Annotated in this window: 18 protein-coding genes; 11 read left to right on the forward strand and 7 right to left on the reverse strand. The window is 33.8% G+C overall.

Annotated elements, in window-relative coordinates:
• Positions 1 to 9: 9 nt before the first annotated feature.
• Positions 10 to 504: a hypothetical protein gene (locus ABD745_RS01525; protein ID WP_344824132.1), complete on the forward strand. Its 495-nt coding sequence runs from the start codon at positions 10 to 12 to the stop codon at positions 502 to 504.
• Between the two features lie 246 nt (positions 505 to 750).
• Here ABD745_RS01525 and ABD745_RS01530 read toward each other — a convergent pair whose 3' ends face one another.
• Positions 751 to 1,632 (reverse strand): mechanosensitive ion channel family protein, encoded by an 882-nt coding sequence (locus ABD745_RS01530; RefSeq protein ID WP_344824135.1) that lies wholly within the window; start codon positions 1,630 to 1,632, stop codon positions 751 to 753.
• Positions 1,633 to 1,731: 99 nt separating this feature from the next.
• Here ABD745_RS01530 and ABD745_RS01535 point away from each other — a divergent pair, with 99 nt between their 5' ends.
• Complete coding sequence (locus ABD745_RS01535; RefSeq protein WP_344824138.1) at positions 1,732 to 2,367, forward strand: peroxiredoxin; 636 nt, start codon at positions 1,732 to 1,734, stop codon at positions 2,365 to 2,367.
• Between the two features lie 106 nt (positions 2,368 to 2,473).
• Here the strand turns inward: ABD745_RS01535 and ABD745_RS01540 are convergent, their stop codons facing one another.
• The 3 genes from ABD745_RS01540 to ABD745_RS01550 all read right to left on the reverse strand — a co-directional run bounded on the left by ABD745_RS01540 (position 2,474) and on the right by ABD745_RS01550 (position 6,112).
• Complete coding sequence (locus ABD745_RS01540; protein WP_344824141.1) at positions 2,474 to 3,064, reverse strand: hypothetical protein; 591 nt, start codon at positions 3,062 to 3,064, stop codon at positions 2,474 to 2,476.
• Positions 3,065 to 3,224: 160 nt separating this feature from the next.
• Positions 3,225 to 3,740, reverse strand: coding sequence for a hypothetical protein (locus tag ABD745_RS01545; protein ID WP_344824144.1), 516 nt, complete (start codon positions 3,738 to 3,740; stop codon positions 3,225 to 3,227).
• Positions 3,741 to 3,832: 92 nt separating this feature from the next.
• Positions 3,833 to 6,112: a TonB-dependent siderophore receptor gene (locus ABD745_RS01550; protein ID WP_344824147.1), complete on the reverse strand. Its 2,280-nt coding sequence runs from the start codon at positions 6,110 to 6,112 to the stop codon at positions 3,833 to 3,835.
• Between the two features lie 187 nt (positions 6,113 to 6,299).
• On the opposite strand from ABD745_RS01550, the gene ABD745_RS01555 reads away from it, so the two are divergent.
• The gene (locus tag ABD745_RS01555; RefSeq protein ID WP_344824149.1) at positions 6,300 to 7,355 is read left to right on the forward strand and encodes a Gfo/Idh/MocA family oxidoreductase; all 1,056 of its coding nucleotides are present in this window, start codon (positions 6,300 to 6,302) and stop codon (positions 7,353 to 7,355) included.
• 136 nt (positions 7,356 to 7,491) lie between these two features.
• Here the strand turns inward: ABD745_RS01555 and ABD745_RS01560 are convergent, their stop codons facing one another.
• Entirely contained in the window at positions 7,492 to 9,378 is a 1,887-nt protein-coding gene (locus ABD745_RS01560; protein WP_344824152.1) for an ABC-F family ATP-binding cassette domain-containing protein, read from the reverse strand.
• A gap of 268 nt (positions 9,379 to 9,646) precedes the next feature.
• On the opposite strand from ABD745_RS01560, the gene ABD745_RS01565 reads away from it, so the two are divergent.
• Together ABD745_RS01565 and ABD745_RS01570 are read left to right on the forward strand one after the other, a co-directional pair.
• Positions 9,647 to 10,162 (forward strand): DUF1761 family protein, encoded by a 516-nt coding sequence (locus ABD745_RS01565; protein ID WP_052185981.1) that lies wholly within the window; start codon positions 9,647 to 9,649, stop codon positions 10,160 to 10,162.
• Positions 10,163 to 10,207: 45 nt separating this feature from the next.
• On the forward strand, positions 10,208 to 11,341 hold the full coding sequence (locus ABD745_RS01570) for an 8-amino-7-oxononanoate synthase (RefSeq protein WP_344824158.1): 1,134 nt from the start codon (positions 10,208 to 10,210) through the stop codon (positions 11,339 to 11,341).
• Here ABD745_RS01570 and ABD745_RS01575 read toward each other — a convergent pair.
• Entirely contained in the window at positions 11,338 to 12,189 is an 852-nt protein-coding gene (locus ABD745_RS01575; RefSeq protein ID WP_344827173.1) for a glycoside hydrolase family 25 protein, read from the reverse strand. The two genes, ABD745_RS01570 and ABD745_RS01575, sit on opposite strands and share 4 nt — an antisense overlap.
• Before the next feature lie 76 nt (positions 12,190 to 12,265).
• On the opposite strand from ABD745_RS01575, the gene ABD745_RS01580 reads away from it, so the two are divergent.
• The 5 genes from ABD745_RS01580 to deoC all read left to right on the forward strand — a co-directional run bounded on the left by ABD745_RS01580 (position 12,266) and on the right by deoC (position 16,676).
• Complete coding sequence (locus ABD745_RS01580) at positions 12,266 to 13,525, forward strand: NAD(P)/FAD-dependent oxidoreductase (protein WP_344824160.1); 1,260 nt, start codon at positions 12,266 to 12,268, stop codon at positions 13,523 to 13,525.
• Positions 13,522 to 14,196, forward strand: a complete 675-nt coding sequence (gene trmD, locus ABD745_RS01585; protein ID WP_344824162.1) for a tRNA (guanosine(37)-N1)-methyltransferase TrmD — start codon at positions 13,522 to 13,524, stop codon at positions 14,194 to 14,196. Before ABD745_RS01580 ends, trmD begins: the two co-directional genes overlap by 4 nt.
• A 255-nt stretch (positions 14,197 to 14,451) precedes the next feature.
• Entirely contained in the window at positions 14,452 to 15,420 is a 969-nt protein-coding gene (locus tag ABD745_RS01590; protein ID WP_344824164.1) for an endonuclease/exonuclease/phosphatase family protein, read from the forward strand.
• Between the two features lie 35 nt (positions 15,421 to 15,455).
• A complete protein-coding gene (locus ABD745_RS01595; protein WP_047399491.1) occupies positions 15,456 to 15,926 on the forward strand; it encodes an Lrp/AsnC ligand binding domain-containing protein in 471 nt (156 codons plus the stop codon).
• 6 nt (positions 15,927 to 15,932) lie between these two features.
• Positions 15,933 to 16,676 carry a deoxyribose-phosphate aldolase gene (deoC, locus tag ABD745_RS01600; protein WP_425549776.1) on the forward strand — a complete coding sequence of 248 codons (744 nt, stop codon included), beginning with the start codon at positions 15,933 to 15,935 and terminating at the stop codon, positions 16,674 to 16,676.
• A 54-nt stretch (positions 16,677 to 16,730) separates the two neighbouring features.
• On the opposite strand, the gene dusB is transcribed toward deoC, so the two are convergent.
• A complete protein-coding gene (dusB, locus tag ABD745_RS01605; protein ID WP_047399494.1) occupies positions 16,731 to 17,729 on the reverse strand; it encodes a tRNA dihydrouridine synthase DusB in 999 nt (332 codons plus the stop codon).
• Between the two features lie 201 nt (positions 17,730 to 17,930).
• Between dusB and ABD745_RS01610 the strand changes: the two genes are divergently transcribed.
• Positions 17,931 to 19,706, forward strand: a complete 1,776-nt coding sequence (locus tag ABD745_RS01610) for a T9SS type A sorting domain-containing protein (RefSeq protein ID WP_344824169.1) — start codon at positions 17,931 to 17,933, stop codon at positions 19,704 to 19,706.
• The last annotated feature ends 4 nt before the right edge of the window (positions 19,707 to 19,710 follow it).

Raw genomic sequence — 19,710 nt, forward strand, 5'->3', positions numbered from 1 at the left:
TAGTATTTGATGAAAAATATACATATTCCGAATCCCTGTTCAGAAAAATGGGAATTGATGTCTCTTCAGGAAAAGGGTAGATTTTGTTCTGTTTGCAGTAAATGTGTAATTGATTTTACAGAAAAACAACCTGAAGAAATTCAACAGATTTTTGTCGAAAGAAGAGATGAAAGTATTTGCGGAAGATTCTATAATCATCAATTAACTAATAATGAACCGGATAAATCTGAGAAGATAAAAACTCAACTCTTTAAATATATTCCTCCTTATTTTCAAAATAATAAAATAACATTAGCTGTTTTTTCTTTGATATTATTTTTGGCAGGATGTTCAAAGCAAAAAGGAGAATATTGTACAGTGACTACCGGGGTTGCAGTTGTAGATACAGAAATTGATACCGGAAATAATAAGAGTTACGAGATGGGAGAAGCTAAAATTGAAAATGATTCCGTAGCCAAAATGTCTAAAAAAGACAGTATTTCAAAAAATAAATCTATTAAATAATACCTTTTTAGAAATATAACGTATTCATTTTAAAATGATTAAGCTTTACAGTGAAAATAGATCTATACTTCTTTCTTTCTTTCTTAATTGTCAATCTCAAATTGCCGGCAATAATTGACGTCTCAAGGAAAGAAAATCTTTTTAAATATCATATTGAAAAGAGTTTGATAATTTAAAAATAACAGCTTGACAAATAAAGCACATATATAAAAAAAGAAAAGCAACCATTTAACGGTTGCTTTTTTATTAATCGTGATTTTCGTTGATTAAATTTTCTCCATTGGTAATATTGATGCTTGTAGGAGTTACCAACTGAATTCCGTCTGAGTCAAACTGCTGCTTTATTTTTAAATAAGCTTCACTTTTTAGCTGAACCATATTGGCTCCCACTTTCATCCAGAATTTTGCCTGAAGATTAAAAACTCCCTGTTTAAGGTCTGTGAAAATAACTTCTGCAGTGTCCAATTTATCAACATTTTCCAGATTTTTGATGATCTCTAAAATTCCTTTTTGAGCTTTGTTGATATCTTCATCTGCAGGAATTTCAAAATTTAAAATAATTCTTCGCTGAGGTGAAGCCGTAATATTATAAAAGGGAGCAGTAAAAACAACCTGATTCGGAATATATGCCTTTTTTCCGTCGTCAGTAATGATTTTTGTTGTTAGAAATCCGATTTCCTGTACGGTTCCGGAATGTGCTCCTATCGTGATGTAATCTCCGACTTTAAAGGCTTTATCAATTCCAATCAACATTCCTGAAAATATACTTGAAACAAGATCTTTCAAAGCAACCCCTGCAATTACCCCTGCAACTCCCAGGCTTCCGATAAATTTCCAAAGAAAACCACTGAATCCCATAATTTCAAGGGAAATGAAAGTTCCCATAACCATAATTAAAAATCTGAAAATACTAATCAGAGTAACTAATGAACTTTCTTTTTGGCTTTTAGGGAAGAATTTATGGAAAAGTTTTACAGCAATTTGGCTTAAATATTTACTGGTGATGAGGAAAAATAAAAATACCAGAATTCCTACAATCAATTTTGGAGTAAGTTCTGCAAATTTTAAATACCAGTTTTCTAATACATTATACACAACATCAATATAACCTAAACCATTTTTCTGCATGATTGGAATTTTTTTTAGTTAAAGATATAATTTTTAAACAAAAATTTTGCCAGTTCCAAAAACTCTACTAAATTTGTAGACTAATAAGAGCAAAATATTATGTCAATTAAACTAGGAGATACAGCACCGAACTTTCAGGCAGAAACTTCTGCAGGAGACATCAATTTTTATGAATATTTAGGAGATTCATGGGGGATCTTGTTTTCTCATCCTGCAGATTATACACCGGTTTGTACTACCGAGCTGGGATATACTTCAAAACTAAAGTCGGAATTTGATAAAAGAGGAACTAAAGTAATTGCTTTGAGTGTAGATGGAGTAGAAGATCATCAAAACTGGATTAATGATATTAATGAAACGCAAAATACGAAGGTACAGTTCCCTATCATTGCAGATAAAGACAGGAAGATTTCTGAACTGTATGATTTCATTCATCCCAATGCTTCTGTGACGGCGACAGTTCGTTCTTTATTGATTATTGATCCTGATAAAAAAGTAAGGTTAATCATCACTTACCCTGCTTCAACAGGAAGAAATTTTAATGAAATTTTGAGAGTGCTGGATTCATTACAGTTAGTTGATTCCCATAAAGTAGCAACTCCTGTAAATTGGGAAAATGGAGAAGATGTGATCGTTCCACCGTCAATTTCAACAGAAGATGCCAGAAAAATATTCCCGAAAGGAGTGACAGAAATAAAGCCGTATCTGAGATATACGCCCCAACCCAATACATGATTTATTTGATTTTTTATAGTTTAGTTTTAATTTGTACGAAAATCGCCCCGGAAATTTTTCCGGGGCGATTTCAATTTTAAGTGTATATGTGTGTGTGAAGTGATTCTTATTTTACGTCATTTGCGACTTGTTTAGCTTTTGAAGTGGGAATGTAAATACTGAAACCTAAATTAAACGAGATGTTTGAATTTAAACCTTCACTGCCAAAACCTGCTCTTCCTCTATATTTTACTAAACCTTCCAAACCTATATTAGGAGTAATGAAATATGAATATCCTGGGCCTGCTCCGAAATCTAGTCCGGTTGTAGAGTCTGCATTCTCAACAGATCTACCGCCAATACCTACGTTTCCTTCAAGGAACCAACGTCCGTGGTTCAATAAATTATCTACACCTTTTTCTCCTGGAGAAAGATAGTAACGTCCTAAAGCTCCAACTCCATATGTAAATTCTGTAGGGCTTCCATTGGTAACCTTGTTGAATCCTAAATCAACATATCCACCAACTGCCACATTATCCTTTATAAAATATGCTCCTTTGGGCTGTAAACCGATGTTGTATCCACCACCCGTATTTAATCCAAAATTACTAGATATTAAACTACTTCCTACTAGCCAGTTACCTTGTTGAATTTGAGCATTCATAGTTGTAACTAAACCTGCCGCCGCTAGTATTCCTGTTAAAATTAGTTTTTTCATAATTTATACTTTTAATGTTTAATGCTTACTATTTGTAGTTGTCAGAAAATCAATAAATGTGCCAGACTAATCAATGTTTAGTGAATTTTAAGTAATTCTTGTTTATTCAGGTATATAAAGATTAACGAATTTCAGGATTAAAATTAAAAGTATAACAATTTTATATCACTAATAAAAGTATAGAAATAATAAGCCCTGCAATGGTAAAAATCATTCCACGTTTGAAGGCTTTTGTTTTAGGATTAAACATCCAGAAACTTGAGATCACAAAGAAAAATAATGAGATACCAAAAAAAGTGTTTAAGGGCGAAAGTGTATCTTTTGATTGAGCTTTGTGAAGTTTCGTCATTTTATCCAAAACGAAAGGAAGCTCTTTTTTTGAATATTTTGCCTGCCCTGTCGCCGAATCGTAAGTTCCCTGTTTGAATTTTAAAACTGTTCCTTCTGTTTTTTCCACTTCAAGGTTTTTCATCTTTAATTCTCTGCCTAATTCTTTTTCAGAAAGATTTTTGCCGATAACCTTGTCATATTTTTTTTCATTTTTCAGGAAGTCTGTATCTCTGTAAACCAATAAAACACCGCTTAACGCATAGACTGCCATAATTCCGGCAAGGAAATATCCCAAATAACGGTGTGTAATTCTCATGAAACTTCTTGTGTCCTTGATTTTATCCATATCTTATTGTTTGTTTTTTTAAGTTCAAAAGTGGGAACTGCAAAATTGCAATTCCCACTTTATATGAAGAAATTATTAATAATATTAAAATGTTAAAGTTTATACGTCAAAGTGAAATAAAAATTTCTTGGCGTAATAGGATTAACAGAGTAATTTTCGTGTACATTATAGTTTACTACATCGAAAAGGTTTCCTACTTTTCCTTGGATTGAGAATTTATTCCATTCATAACCTGCAGATAAAGAAACTGTTGTGTAGTCTTTTAAATCAAACATTCTGGTTACATTCCCTCTGCTTACATTGGTAGATTTTGTATCATTCCATCCTGCGATTCTGTCTCCAATGTAATAAATTCCGGCACCAATTTTTAGACCTTTTACATAGTTCGTAAATTTATAGAAAACGGATGCATTTGCTGTTGTAGCCGGAGTTCTTACTAATCTTTGATTTTCAATATAACCTTTTTCAGGAGTGTTTAGGTAAACAGAATTATTATAAGAGAAACCTCCGATAATCGATAAATTTTCTGTCGGATTTCCTGTAATGTCCAATTCCACACCGCGGCTTCTCATATCTCCTGCCAATTCTTTAAGATTGGTATCTGTTGAATTTACTGGCGCTGCATTGGGTGTAGTTGCAGGAACAAACCAATATGTTTGATAATAGTTGTTATACATGATCTGGTAAGCCGTTAAGTTAACTGCTAAAGCATTGTTCCAGAAGTTCTTTTTAACACCCACTTCATACTGATCAACTGTTGATGGTTTTATACTTTGTCTTGATAAAGTAGCTAGCTGATTTTGAATTTGTGTTGCAGATTGATTTGTATTTACCGCACCAAATTGATCTGAAGTATACCCTGCATTTGAAGCAAATGAGTTAGTGTATGTTGCAAAAACTGAAAGGTTTTCATTTGGAGCATATACCAAACCTACTTTTGGAGAAAATGCATTGTCCGAAGTTGATGAATTTGCTACTTGAATTTTATCATTTGATGCAAAACGCGTTGTTAATGTCGGCATGTTTTCTACATAAGACCATCTTACACCTGCAATAACTTTAAGTTGTTTTGTTAAGCTAATGAAATCTTGAGCATATATCCCGATTCTCCTTGTGTTGATTCTATTTTTGGTAGCAAGAGTAGAATTTGGCATATTAATGCTTCCCCATGTTGAAGGGTCATCTAAAAATAAAACATTAGAGGTAGTAGCCAAAGTGTATGCATAAGAATCTGCTTGACTATAATCTGCATCAGAACCAATTAGAACTTTATGATTGATTTTTCCTGTGTTGAATTCACCATTTAAGTTTACTTGCGCTGAAGTATAGTTTTGCTCGTTGTAAGTTTTACCAAAAGGTCTTGCCCAGGAAAGACGATTGGTTTGAACTTTATCATAAGTCCATTGTACTCTTTCAGAAGAAAAATAATCTTTAGTATAGTTTTGGTAAGAGGCAGTGGCATTCAAAGACCATTTTTCGCTGAACTGATGGTTGAAAGTTACATTGGTAGAAGCTTGCTGTACGTTTTGATATTGCCAGTCAGTTCCAAAGAAAACGTTTCTGGATACAGCATCATTTAATCTATAACTTTGATCTTTTTCAGTAATGGATCCAATCCCAAAATCAGGAGTGAAGTCATTCTTAAGATAATCTGCTTCTACAATTAATTGTGATTTATCACTTAAATTAAATAAAAATGAAGGATTGAAATAATACTTTTTAGACTCTACAACATCTCTGAAACTTTCGGCATATTCGTAAGTTCCGTTTACTCTGAAGGCAATATTTTTGGATAGGGGTCCGTAAATATCAACTGTTGGTTTGTAAGAATTCCAGCTTCCTGCATTCATTCCTACACTTCCTCCAAAATTGAACTTAGGCTTTTTTGTAATCATGTTAATAACACCACCTGCTGCCGTATTTCCGTAAAGCATTGCATTAGCACCTTTCAGGACTTCAACTCTTTCCAGGCCACTAACTTCAGGAAAAACCCCACTGTTTATTCTAGATCCGTTTTTGAAAATATTATCATTCCCTAAAATGAAACCACGTCCGCCAAAGCTGTCCTGAGAATTTCCTCTTGATGAAGTCAGGTAAATACCATTTACATTTTGAAGAACATCGCTCAACTGTTTTGCCTGTTGTTGTTCAATTATTTCATGAGAAATAATGGCAATTGGCTGTGGAGTCTCCATTACCGTCAAATTTGATTTTGTAGATAACGATTTTGCTTTGTTTGGATTTCCTGTCTTGTAAAGGTTAACGTCTTCAATACTTTGAACTCTGACCGTGTCAGCTTCAACGTTTTTCATTTGTGCACTTAAGGACACGGTTATGAATAATAATCCTAAGGTTACTAGCTCCTTTTTCATTTTTAGTTTATTATTTAGAGTGGTTTTAAATAAGTCGCAAAAGTAAGTAATTGTTCGGGTTTATTTAGAATTATTAAAAATAATTATTGTGACATTTATCATTTTTTTTAAAGAAAATAGTATTGGTAATAAATAGTGGGTAACTCAGTAAAGCATTTTATGAATATATTTGTTTAAAAATTTGATTATGCAATTGGTAAAAGTAGGACTTTGTGCATTCGGAATGAGCGGAAAAATTTTCCATGCTCCTTTTTTAAAAGAACATCCGGGATTTTTAATGTCTGCGGTGGTAGAAAGAAGTAAGGAAGATTCTAAAGAAGAATATCCTGATGCGACAATTTATCGTTCAGTAAAAGAAATGCTGGAAAATGCAGATATTGAATTGGTTGTAGTCAATACGCCTGTTCAGACTCATTTTGAATATACAAAAATGGCTTTGGAAGCAGGGAAAAATGTAATTGTTGAAAAACCTTTTACAGTAAATGTTGCCGAAGCAGAAGAATTGGTAAGACTTGCTGAAGAAAAGGGATTGTTTTTAAGTGTTTATCAAAACAGAAGATTTGATCGTGATTATCTTCAGGTTCAGAAAGTAATGAACGAAGGAATGTTGGGAAGTATTAAAGAAGTTGAAATCCGTTTCGACAGATTCCGAACCGAGCCTAGCGGAAAAGCTCACAAAGAAAATCCTGACGCTACGGGTTCCGGATCTCTTCACGATTTGGGATCTCATTTGGTAGATCAGGCAGTACAATATTTTGGTTTCCCTGAAAAATTGTTTGCAGACGTTTTTTCAATGAAAGGAAAGGAATTTGCCAATGATTATTTTGAAATTATTTTATTTTATCAGAATGATCTGAGAGTAAGATTGAAATCTTCTGTTTTCAGTAAAGAAGCGCATTATGCTTATATTCTTCAGGGCGAAAAAGGAAGCTTTTTACAGGAAAGGAGTGATAATCAGGAAAATGAATTGGTTGCAGGATCAATTCCGACATACGGTGAAAATTGGGTTCTGCCTTTAAGAGACGATGACGGAATTCTTAATTTTTTAAATGAAAATAAGGAAGAGGAAAGATATTTTACACTTAGCGACCCAGGAAATTATATGAATTATTATCAGCAGATTTATGAATTCATTGTTTTCGGATATGCTCTGCCTTCGCCTGCGGGGGAGATTATCAGGAATATGAAAATCATAGACGCTGCAATGGAAAGTTCTAAAGAAGGAAAGGTGGTTTATTTGTAGGAGAATTGGAGAGTTTTAGAGTTGGAGGATGAGAGGGTTGGAGCGTTTGATGTGTTACATTTAAGTTTTAAAACCTGATGCTGATGACAAAAATTATTAACATTTTTACTCTAAAACCCTCCAACCCTAAAGCTCATTATATCTCCTGAAGTTCAAGCCATCTCATTTCATGATTTTCTAGTTTTTCAGAAATTGTTTCTAATTCGGCAGAAAGTTTTGCAATTTTCTCATATTCAGTTTCGTTATTAAGCTGCTCAAGAATTTTTGCACGTTGGTCTTCCAATTCAGGAATTTCTTTATCAATGGTTTCCAGTTCTCTTTGTTCTTTAAAAGAAAGTTTTCTTTTCGAAGCTTGTTGCTGAGGTTTTGTAACGGGAGTTGGAGCAGGTGTTTCAACTTTTTGTTCTACTACAGCTTTCGGATTTTTTTCTTCTAATTTTAAATTCTCTCTGTATTCTGAGAAGTTTCCGATAAAATCCTTGATTTTTCCTTCACCTTCAAACGCTAAAATATGGTCAACAATTCTGTCCATAAAATACCTGTCATGAGAAACGATGATCAAACTTCCCTGGAAATTCAGTAGGAAATTTTCCAATACCGTCAAAGTAGGAAGGTCAAGATCATTGGTAGGTTCATCAAATATCAAAAAGTTAGGATTCTGATACAAAATATACATCAGATGCAGCCTTCTTTTTTCACCACCCGAAAGTTTAGAAATAGGAGAGTATTGTGTCTGATCGTCAAATAAGAATAATCTCAAAAACTGTGATGCAGAAATCGTTCTCCCGTTGGCTAAAGGAAAGTTTTCAGAAATTTCTTTAATGAAATCAATTACCCGTTCGTCTTCTTTATATTTAAGTCCTTTTTGTGAAAAGTAACCGAATTTAATGGTTTCTCCCGTTTCAATTTCTCCGGAATCTTTTGGTTCAAGCCCTTGAATGATATTCAGTAATGTAGATTTTCCGGCACCATTTTTTCCTACAATTCCTACTTTTTCTCCTCTTTGAAACTGGTAACTGAAATCTTTTAACAATAACTTATCTCCGTAACTTTTAGAAATATTTCTAAGTTCCAGAATTTTATTTCCGAGTCTTTTCATTTCGAAATCTAACTCAAGAGATTCTTTTCTGGTGTCGGTTTTAGCTATTTTTTCAGTTTCGTAAAAGTCATCTTGTCTGGATTTAGATTTTGTAGTTCTCGCCTTAGGCTGTCTTCGCATCCACTCCAGTTCCTTTCTGTAAAGGTTGTTGGCTTTATCGATGGTTGCGTTCATATTGTCCTCACGAATCATTTTGTTTTCAAGATACGTCGCATAAGAGCCATTATGGAAATATAGATTTTTATCTTCCATTTCCCAGATAATTCCGCAGACTGCATCCAGAAAATATCTGTCGTGGGTTACCAGTATTAAAGTGATTTTTGCCTTACTCAGATAACTTTCCAGCCATTCTACCATTTCTACATCAAGATGGTTGGTCGGCTCATCCATGATGAGAAGTGTGTGTCTGTGTTCGGCTCTGGTTTCTGTCAATAATTTTGCTAGAGCAACACGTTTGATCTGACCTCCGGAAAGAGTTCCCATTTTTGCTTCAAGATCGGTGATTTTCAATTGGGACAGAATTTGTTTCATATCATTTTCCAGATCCCAGGCTTTATGAATTTCCATTTCAGCTAAAGCTTTTTCAATGAAATCATAATCTGTAGACAATAGCGACTTATGATAATTTTTTAACGCCTGAATTGGTGCAGAATCAAGCGTCATCATAAACTCATCAATCGTTAAATTAGAATCAAACTCGATCTCCTGATCAAAAAGAACAACCTGGATATCTTTATTAATGCTCACAGTTCCGCTGTCTGCGATTTCTTTTCCCATCAGGATTTTCAGAAGGGTAGATTTTCCGCTTCCATTTTTGGCAACGATGGCAATTTTGTCACCTTCATTCACATGGAACGAAATATTTTCGAACAAAACTTTTATACCATAGGATTTGGTGAGATTTTCAACAGAAACGTAATTCATTAGAGTTTGATACTTAAATTAAGCTGCAAAAGTACGAAAATGTAACCAGAAAAAAGGATGATAAAACATGCATCAGCGTTCAGTTTTCTTATTATTTTTATTAATTTGAGATTAATAATCAAATATGTCAATGTTTTAAATTATTATTCGTTAAATATTAATTTGTTTACTGAATACTTGTTAAAAGTAAATATTTATTGAATTAAATTCATTTTATATTGATTTTTAATGTAGCTTTATATTTTAAGATTATTTTAAAATTAAAACGATGACACAAATCAACTATTGGGCTATTTTCGTAGCCGCACTTGTCCCATTGATTATGGGATTTATCTGGTACCATCCGAAAGTTTTCGGAAAAGCATGGATGCAGGAAGTAGGATTAACAGAAGAAAAAATGAAAGGTTCAATGATTGGGGTTTTTGTTTTTTCTGTGATTTTATCCGGATTAATGGCTCTTTTTCTGCAGTTTGTTACGATACATCAATTCGGAGCTCTCGGAATGGTGGGTGGTGACGAAATGAATGCAAACGATTCTTACCACGCTTTTATGAAAGATTACGGGATGGCTTACCGATCATTTGGCCATGGCGCACTGCATTCTTTCATGGCAGGATTTTTATTTGTTTTTCCGCTGACGGCAATCAATGCAATGTTTGAAAGAAAATCGTGGAAATATACGATGATCAATTCTGCATATTGGACGGTCACCATTACCATTATGGGTGGAATTATCTGTGGTTGGTATGCGGTTGACGGTTTCCATTGGGTTACTCAAAAATAATTTTAACAGTTTAAAAGATAAGGCTACATTTGTGTGGCCTTTTTTATGTCATATAATTTAACAATATACAATACAGTTTCCGCTTTGCCTGAAAACTGGAATACTGTCATAGGAAATCATAATATCATGCTTTCCAAAGAATATTTTCATGTCCTTGAAACTTCGAAACCAAAAAATATGCAATGTTATTTTATGGGATTTTTTCAGGATAACAGATTGATTGGCGGGGTTTTATTTCAATATATAAATTTTATTCAGCATAAGACTTTTCAGAAAAATGAAGTCTTTTGCAGCATCAGAAATTTTGCAGCGAAACAGTTTAGCAAAGATGTGATGATTCTCGGAAATAATATGTTGACGGGACAAAACGGTTTTTATTTTGATGCTTCAAAAATTACTTTGGAGCAGGTTATTCCTCTTTTGGATGAAGCAGTTTGTAAAATGCAATATGAAGTCAGGAAAACTTCTTTAATTATTTACAAAGATTATCAGTCGAATTTTGTAAAGTATTTTAACGATGAAAATCACGAAGCTTATTTCAGGTTTTCTGTTCAGCCGAATATGATGTTGGATATAAGAGAAAACTGGAGAAATTTTGAAGATTACAGGAATGATTTTTCGAAAAAATACAGAGCCAGAGCCAAATCGGCAAAAAAGAAACTGCAAGGAATTGAGAAACGAGAATTAGATTTAAGCAGTTTGAAAAAATATCAGTCTGAAATGAATCTTCTTTATCAAAATGTAGCTGATAATGCGCTCTTCAATACATTTTTTCTTCCGGAAGATCATTTTGAAAGCATGAAGGAAAATCTGAAAGAAAATTTTAAAATCTTCGGTTATTTTTTAGGGCAAAAATTAATTGGTTTCTATACCTTGATTTTGAATAATGAAGATATTGACACGTATTTTTTAGGCTATAATAAAGAATGCCAAAAAGAAAAGCAGATCTATTTAAACATGCTTTTGGATATGGTAGAATTTGGAATTAACCATCATTTTAAAAGAATTATTTTCGGAAGAACAGCATTAGAAATAAAATCTACCATCGGTGCAGAACCCACTGAGATTTTCGGGTTGATAAAACATAATAATTTCATCGTTAATCCTTTCATGAAGAATATTTTCCCGTCACTTTCCCCAAAAACAGAATGGGTACAGAGAAAACCATTTAAAGGTTAATCCAATGTCAGCCTTTTTAAAGACCAAGAACTCCCATTGTAAATATCCAGATCTACTTTTGTATTTATCCCATGAACGATTCCGTTTTCTGTAAACTGCCAAAAATCCCAGTCAGAATCGGGTGATGGAGTAGGAACATCATTATAATTCGCTAACCAAAGCGGATAATCATCAAATTCGCCTTTTAAAAAGTCTTTGTAATAATGATAATAAGTGTAAATAATTGGTTTTTCGCCATAAGTTTCCTCTACAATTTTACACCAGACCTTTAGATCTTCAAGCAGTTTTTTATTCGTTTTACGTTTCGGGATTTTTTCAATATCTAAGATCGGCGGAAGATCCCCGCCTTCCAGTTTTACATTTTCCAGAAAATTATTCGCCTGAATTACCGGATCTTCATCAGCTCTGTAAAAATGATAAGCTCCACGAATGAGATTTTGCTTTTTTGCCTGTTCCCAAAAATCGGAAAAATGTTTATCAGCATTCCGGTTTCCCATTGTTGCTCTCATCACCACAAATTCCAGTGGAATTGTTTTGTTGCCGATCGTTAAACTGTCCCATTTGATATCTTTCTTATTTTGATAATGAGAAACATCAAATCCATAAGTTTTATCAAGATTATTAGAAAGAATTTTCTGAATTCTCAATGTTTCAGTTTCGTTGTTGTGCAGCTTTTTGTGTGTGAATTTATTAAAGTATAATGCGTAATAGTAACTTATTGATTGCTTTAAATATAAACCTGTTCCGATTAAGGCAATAATCAGAATTGCCAACACTACTTTTCGTCGGAAAAAATAATTCTTCCGACGGTTTTTATGGATCTTTTTGGCGGTCTTTTTGCTGTACATCTTTGTGTGATAAAGTTTTGCAAAACTAACTTTTTTCACTTCTAAATGCTAAATAAAATCAGTAAATTTGTGTACTATGGAAACACGCGAAAAGATCATCATTATCGGAGGAGGTTTTGCGGGGCTGCAACTTGCAAAAACGCTAAATAACAAGAATAAAAAAGTAATTGTTTTAGATAGGGTAAATCACCACATGTTTCAACCTCTTTTTTATCAAGTCGCGTGCGGACGAATTGAGCCTTCCAATATTTCATTCCCCTTCAGAAAAATTTTTCAGCGTTCCAGAAATACGCAGTTTCGTTTGACGGAAGTTAAAGAAATTGATACAGCAAATAATAAAGTAATTACCGACGAAGCAGAATTTACTTATGATAAGCTGATCATTGCAACGGGCTGTAAAACGAATTTTTTCGGAAATAAGGATCTTGCAGGTAAGGCTTTCGGGATGAAAAATACTCAGGAAGCGATAAGCATCAGAAATCATATTTTAATAACCTTCGAGAAGCTGATTCTTGAGAAAAGCCGCAGTGACGACGGAAACTGGAATATTGTCATCGTAGGAAGCGGACCGACTGGGGTAGAACTAGCCGGTGCCTTTGCCGAGATGAAAAAAGAAATTCTTCCCAGGGATTATCCTTACATGAATTTTGATCATCTTAAAATCATTTTAGTAAGTTCAACGGAAAAGCCTTTGGCTGTAATGAGTCCTGAAGCCCAGCAAAAATCTGAAGAATATTTAAAAGATTTAGGAGTAACTTTTCTTAGTCAGGAATATGTGACGGATTATGATGGTGACAAAGTTTTCATGAAAAGCGGTAAAACAATTCCGTCAAATAATGTAATTTGGGCAGCCGGAGTTACCGGAAATGTGGTAGAAGGTTTTAAGGAAGAAAATTTAGTCAAAAACAGATATATTACAGACAGATATAACAAAATAAAGGGCTACGATAATATTTTTGCAATTGGTGATATTGCCTATATGGAAACTCCAAAATATCCGCAAGGTCATCCACAGGTTGCAAACGTAGCGATTAATCAGGCGAAAAATTTAGGAAAAAATCTTTTAAAGAAAACTGATGATTGGGCTGAGTATGAATACGACGATAAAGGATCATTGGCAACCATCGGAAAACACAGAGCAGTTGTAGATTTACCATTTATAAAATTCCAGGGATTTTTTGCGTGGTATTTTTGGATGTTCCTACACTTAATGTTGATTTTGAGTGTCAGAAATAAGCTTGCCGTATTCTTCAACTGGATGTGGAGCTACTTCAACAAAGATTCTTCCTTGAGATTAATAATTTCGCCCAATAAGAAAAACGAAACATTACAATGAGAATTGATATTATAAGCGTACTTCCGGAATTGATGGAAAGCCCATTTCAGACTTCTATTCTGAAAAGAGCGATGGATAAAGGATTGGCAGAAGTACATTTTCACCATTTGAGGGATTGGGCAATCAATAAGCACCGACAAATTGATGATGAGCCTTATGGAGGCGGAGCAGGAATGGTAATGATGATTGAGCCTTTGGATAAATGTATTTCTGAATTGAAATCTCAAAGAGAATATGATGAGGTGATTTATCTGACACCGGACGGTGAAACTTTAAACCAAAAAATAGCCAATACACTTTCTATTAAAAATAATCTGATCTTTTTGTGCGGTCATTATAAAGGTATCGATCAACGTGTGAGAGATCTTCATATTACCAAAGAAATTTCTATCGGAGATTATGTGCTTACGGGTGGAGAATTGGCGGCTTGTGTTCTTGCGGACTCTATTATCCGTTTGTTGCCGGGAGTTTTGAATGATGAACAAAGTGCTTTAACAGACAGTTTTCAGGATGATTTGTTATCGCCACCGATTTACACGAGACCCGAAGTTTACAAAGGACTGGAAGTCCCAAAAATTCTTTTAAGCGGAAATTTTGCTAAAATTGAAGAATGGCGTCATGATGAAGCGGTAAGAATTACGAAAGAAAAACGTCCTGATCTGTTAGAATAAAAGGACTAATTTCACAATTTGAATAATAATTATTGTAAATTGGTTTGTAGTTAAAATATTACTCAATTATCTTTTAATAGCAGCATAATTTAATGATTGATGTCCCGCGATGATTGAAAATTTTAATTATAAAACTTATTTTAGTTAAAATTTTCATTTAGTTTTATATTTTTAAAAATAAAATTAATGTGAAAGTTTTATAAAATAATTAATGATATATTAAATAAAATAATAAATTTACAGTTTAGAATTAAAATGTTAAATTTTAATAATTTAGAAAAGCGTGTTGATGAGCTGTTCAGTTTTTACAACGTTGAAAATTTATTTTTACCCGATCCCAAACCAAAACATAAATTAGACCCTACTAAGTCGGGACTGAGGAATTGGGATGAAAGAAAATATACTAATAAACTCTCTAAAATAGCGCATGTTTTTCAGCTGATGAAGGAGGAAAATGGCATATTGCCTTTTATGATCGGTCTTTCTGAAGTTTCCGGAAGGAAAGTTTTAGAAGATCTTGTGGAGATGGAACCTTTTAATTCGGAATATGGGATTGTACATTATAATTCTATGGATGAGAGAAAGGTAGATGTAGCATTATTGTATGATAAAAATAAAGTTGAGGTAATAGACTCAGAAACAATTACATTCTTCTTTGAAATTATAAACAAAAACACAGGAAATTACGACACAACTAGGGATGTACTTTATTCAAAAGTGAAATATAAAGAACAGGTTGTTAATGTTTTTATCGCCCATCTTCCCTCTAAGCGCGAGAAAGATATTAACAAACCCAAAAGAGACTTTATACTTAATGAAATCCGGGGGCGGATTTTGAATATTGTGAATGAAGATAAAGAAAATGTAATCTTGTGTGGTGATTTTAACGAAAACCCGGATGATGAAAATTTAGTAAAAATTCTCTATGACGATGCGCATGTAAAGGTGTTGGAAAACCCTTTTCAGCAGTTGTTTTCCACAAGAAATTATTCTACTTTTCATTATAAATCTGGATTGCTGTTTGACCAGATTATATTATCAAAGTCTTTTTTCAATGGTAATAATGGTCTTTTATTTCAGAATGCCGAAATATTTAATTCTGAAAAACTCAGCAGTCGGGACAGAAATTTTGAAGGCAGGCCCTTCCGAACATATGCGGGTACCCGTTATTTAGGAGGCTACAGCGATCATTTTCCTGTTTTTGTAAAGTTCAGAGATTTGTAAAAACGTAAAAACATAAATAATAAAAAAAGTAGAGAATGAAAAATTCAAAAAACACAAGTTATCAGCTGGATTCAATTGACAAGGAAATTATTTATATGTTGATGGATAATGCTAAATCGTCATTGGCACACATTTCAAAAAATGTTGGGATTTCAACAACGGCAGTTCACCAGAGGATTAAAAAACTTGAACAGGCAGGAGTAATTGAAAATTCAATTTCGTTTCTTAATCCCAAGAAAATAGGATATAAAGTCATTTCTTATATTGGTGTATTCTTGGATCAGCCGAGTCACTATCCGGATATGGTAAAATCTTTAAAAGATGTTAATGAAGTTGTAGAAGCTCATTATACCACAGGAAATTATACGATTTTCTTAAAAGTGCTTTGTAAAGATAATGACCACCTGATGCAGATTCTCAGCAAACTTCAGATGTTAAAAGGAGTGACAAGAACGGAAACTTTTATATCTTTGGAACAAGGTATTTACAGACAATTGAAAGTATAACAGATTATGGATATCGCTCAATATTTGGATTCAACATATTTGAAAACACCTGCACAGTCGGGGCTTTCAAATGAGGAAACTTTACAAAAAGATATAGAACTTGCTCAGGAAGCGATTGGTAACAAAATTTTTGCCGTGATGATTCGTCCGGATTATGTCTCTGAAATCAAAAAGTATATTCAGGAAAACAATTCGAATGTTGTGGTAGGAACTGTAATTGGATTTCATGAAGGAACCTATTCTATTGATAAAAAACTTGCAGAGGCTACAAAAGCAATTGCCGACGGAGCGGATGAGCTGGATTTTGTCATTAATTATAATGCTTATTTGAAAGGAGATTTAAACTTAGTAAAAGAAGAGTTTGTAAAATGTACAAAGTTATGTTTACAGCATCATAAAATTACAAAATGGATTATCGAAATTGCAGCTTTAACTGATGAGCAAATCGCTGAATTAACTAAAAATATATCCAATTGGGCAGAAGAAAATTTCTCTGAAAACGATCTGTCAAAAATTTTCGTAAAGTCCTCGACGGGTTTTTATGAAACTACTAATGGAAAACCTAACGGAGCTACATTTGAAGGTATAAAAATTATGCTTGCCAATGCAGGAAAACTCCTGGTTAAGGCTGCGGGAGGAGTTAGAACTCCGGAAGATGCCGAAAAAATGATTAATTTAGGAGTAAAAAGAATCGGAACTTCTTCGGCATTAGCGCTAATTAAAAATCAATCTGCCTCGGAAGGATATTAAACGTATCAAATAAATTAAATAAAAAACCATCAAGTAATTTTGATGGTTTTCTTTTTATGCCTGTTGTGCTAAATATTCTGAGTAAAATTCCTGAGTTTCTTTAATCAAGGCGTCCATTTCCTCTAAAGTGAATACTTCTAAGAATTTCTTTCTAAAATCCTTAAAATGTGGCACTCCACGGAAATAATTGCTATAATGCTGTCTCATTTCAATTAGACCTAATTTTTCGCCTTTCCACTCTGCGCTCCATTCTGCGTGCTGACGAACAGCCAACAATCTGTCTTCAATTTTTGGTGCAGGTAAATGCTCTCCGGTTTTGAAGAAATGTTTAATTTCATTAAAGATCCAAGGATAGCCAATTGCTGCACGACCGATCATAATTCCGTCGCATGCATACTTTTGTTTATATTCTAAAGCTTTTTCAGGAGAATCGATATCACCGTTTCCGAAAATTGGAATTTCAATGTTAGGATTTTGTTTAATTCTTGAAATATGCTCCCAATCTGCTTCGCCTTTATACATCTGAGCACGCGTTCTTGCATGGATTGTCAAGGCTTTAATTCCTGTTTCCTGAAGACGTTCTGCAACTTCGTCAATATTAATCGAAGTACTGTCCCAACCCAAACGGGTTTTTACTGTCACAGGAAGACTTGTAGAGCTTACAACAGCTTTTGTAAGACGAACCATTAGATCAATATCTTTCAAAACTCCTGCTCCGGCTCCCTTGCAAACAACTTTTTTTACAGGACAACCAAAATTAATATCGACCAAATCAGGATTTACAGTTTCAACAATCCTTGCAGACATTGCCATTGCTTCTTCATCTCCGCCGAAAATCTGAATTCCTACAGGTCTTTCGTAATCGAAAATATCTAATTTTTTTCGACTTTTGATAGCATCACGAATCAGACCTTCAGAAGAAATAAATTCTGAATACATCAAATCCGCACCATGCATTTTACATAGTCTTCTGAACGGAGGATCACTTACATCTTCCATTGGAGCCAGCAAAAGTGGAAATTCCGGCAGTTGTATATTGCCTATTTTTATCATGATGCAAATTTACGATTTTTTTTAAAATTGCTGATTATTAGTAGTTTTCAAAATTTTATTGTTTTGTTATTTTAATCAGTGTTTAACGAAGTTTATGATATTTTGTTTAATATTAAATGTGTTAAAATGTTGATTTTGTTTATTTTATTTGTTTTTATTGATGATATTTTATATATATTTATAAGATAAAATTAATATCCCATGAAAAAAATTCTATTTTGTTTAATTACGACTATAGCCATCGCAAATTTCAACGCGCAGATTAGTCTTACGGCAACAGCCGGAACAACGACAGGAACTTATACTACATTAAAAGGAGCTTTTGACGCTATTAATGCAGGAACACACCAAGGAGCAATTACGATTAATGTTACTGCAAACACTACAGAAACAGCTTCAGCTGTATTAAATGCAAGTGGTGGTACATCCCTTTATACTTCTGTTTTGATAAAACCCGCTACCGGAGTTACCGCAACAATTACCAGTGCAGATACAGTTGCAACGATCAAGTTTAATGGAGCAGACAATGTGACTATTGACGGAAGTAATAATGGAACTTCAAGTAGAAACTTATCAATTAGCAATACTTATGTAGCAACAACGGGAACTAACCCGATTGTGCTTTGGGTAACAAGTACTACTACTGATGGAGCTGAAAATATTTCAATTAAAAACACCAATTTTGCAGGATCTACTCCAATAGGAACAGTTGGAAATATTCTTGTTTCGGGATCAGCGTTGGCTGCAGCGGAAGTTCCCAACAATAATTTTTCAGCCATTAATAATACATTTATAAGAGCTCAAAATGCTATTTTTGCTGTTGGTAATGCCACGAATACTGATACAGGATGGATTATCAGAAATAATGTAATAGGTTCTACAGTTGCAGCAGATAAGATGCTTTTTAGGGGAATTGCTGTACAAAATGCAAAGAACTTTGAAGTGAGCGGAAATACCATTACCGGTGTTGCACTTCCTGCAACTTCTACAGGTACTTCACAAGGAATTTTAATTGGAGCTGCAGTTACGAATGGTGTTGTTTTCAAAAATAGAATTTCGGACATTAAACAACCAAATACAGGTGGATACGGTGCTGTAGGTCTTTATCTAAACTCAAATGTTGCTGCATCTAATCTATTGGTTTATAATAATATTATTAACGATATCGCCGGTATAGGGTACGCCTTAGGCGGAGGATTGGCAGATAATGGCAACGGAATTGTAATTGGTAATGGTGGAGGTTATAAGGTGTATTACAATACAGTCATTATGGATACAAATCAGACGGTTGCAGGTAGACCTTCGGCATTAAATATTTTAAGTACAGTAACAGCTGCCGGGGCAATAGATCTGAGGAATAATGTTTTTGTAAATAAGCAAACACAGACAGGAGATCGATACGCTATTTATTCTGGAGCAGCGAATACAGTTTTCTCTAATATTAATTATAATGACTATTTCTCAACAGGTGCTGCTTTAGGGTATATTGGTTCAGCAAGGCCTGCTTTATCTGATCTTCAGGCAGGTTTTGGAGGAAATGTTAACTCAATAAATGTTTCTCCGGTGTTTGTTTCTGCTACAGATTTCCATTTGGCAACTTCAGGGAATGCAGCTCTTGACAATAAAGGAACTCCGGTTGCGGAAGTAACAGTTGATGCAGATGGAGCTGCAAGAAATGCAACAACACCTGATTTGGGAGGATACGAGTTTACAAATATTGTTTTAGCGGTTAATGATGTTGCTGCTAAAAATAAATTAAATTACTATCCAAACCCTGTTGTCGACTTTATTACGATTAATAATAACAGCAAAATCAGAAATGTTGAAGTTTACAATATAGCAGGACAAAGATTGATTAATGAAACGGTGAATGCAGAAAAAGGTTCTGTTGATATGAGAAAAGTTCCTGCGGGAGTTTATATCTTAAAAGTTAATTCTGAAAAAGATTCTCAATCATTAAAAATCATTAAAAAATAAGATT

The sequence above is a fragment of the Chryseobacterium ginsenosidimutans genome, assembly GCF_039536845.1.
In the GTDB taxonomy this organism is placed as follows: domain Bacteria; phylum Bacteroidota; class Bacteroidia; order Flavobacteriales; family Weeksellaceae; genus Chryseobacterium; species Chryseobacterium ginsenosidimutans_B.

Coding starts and splice junctions, on each gene's coding strand:
- ABD745_RS01530 (WP_344824135.1), bottom strand. CDS start 1,632: ATGCAGAAAAATGGTTTAGGTTATATTGATGTTGTGTATAATGTATTA.
- ABD745_RS01610 (WP_344824169.1), top strand. CDS start 17,931: ATGAAAAAAATTCTATTTTGTTTAATTACGACTATAGCCATCGCAAAT.
- ABD745_RS01580 (WP_344824160.1), top strand. CDS start 12,266: ATGGAAACACGCGAAAAGATCATCATTATCGGAGGAGGTTTTGCGGGG.
- ABD745_RS01525 (WP_344824132.1), top strand. CDS start 10: ATGAAAAATATACATATTCCGAATCCCTGTTCAGAAAAATGGGAATTG.
- ABD745_RS01570 (WP_344824158.1), top strand. CDS start 10,208: ATGTCATATAATTTAACAATATACAATACAGTTTCCGCTTTGCCTGAA.
- ABD745_RS01575 (WP_344827173.1), bottom strand. CDS start 12,189: ATGTACAGCAAAAAGACCGCCAAAAAGATCCATAAAAACCGTCGGAAG.
- ABD745_RS01550 (WP_344824147.1), bottom strand. CDS start 6,112: ATGAAAAAGGAGCTAGTAACCTTAGGATTATTATTCATAACCGTGTCC.
- dusB (WP_047399494.1), bottom strand. CDS start 17,729: ATGATAAAAATAGGCAATATACAACTGCCGGAATTTCCACTTTTGCTG.
- ABD745_RS01535 (WP_344824138.1), top strand. CDS start 1,732: ATGTCAATTAAACTAGGAGATACAGCACCGAACTTTCAGGCAGAAACT.
- ABD745_RS01540 (WP_344824141.1), bottom strand. CDS start 3,064: ATGAAAAAACTAATTTTAACAGGAATACTAGCGGCGGCAGGTTTAGTT.
- ABD745_RS01595 (WP_047399491.1), top strand. CDS start 15,456: ATGAAAAATTCAAAAAACACAAGTTATCAGCTGGATTCAATTGACAAG.
- ABD745_RS01560 (WP_344824152.1), bottom strand. CDS start 9,378: ATGAATTACGTTTCTGTTGAAAATCTCACCAAATCCTATGGTATAAAA.
- ABD745_RS01590 (WP_344824164.1), top strand. CDS start 14,452: ATGTTAAATTTTAATAATTTAGAAAAGCGTGTTGATGAGCTGTTCAGT.
- ABD745_RS01545 (WP_344824144.1), bottom strand. CDS start 3,740: ATGGATAAAATCAAGGACACAAGAAGTTTCATGAGAATTACACACCGT.
- ABD745_RS01565 (WP_052185981.1), top strand. CDS start 9,647: ATGACACAAATCAACTATTGGGCTATTTTCGTAGCCGCACTTGTCCCA.
- trmD (WP_344824162.1), top strand. CDS start 13,522: ATGAGAATTGATATTATAAGCGTACTTCCGGAATTGATGGAAAGCCCA.
- ABD745_RS01555 (WP_344824149.1), top strand. CDS start 6,300: ATGCAATTGGTAAAAGTAGGACTTTGTGCATTCGGAATGAGCGGAAAA.
- deoC (WP_425549776.1), top strand. CDS start 15,933: ATGGATATCGCTCAATATTTGGATTCAACATATTTGAAAACACCTGCA.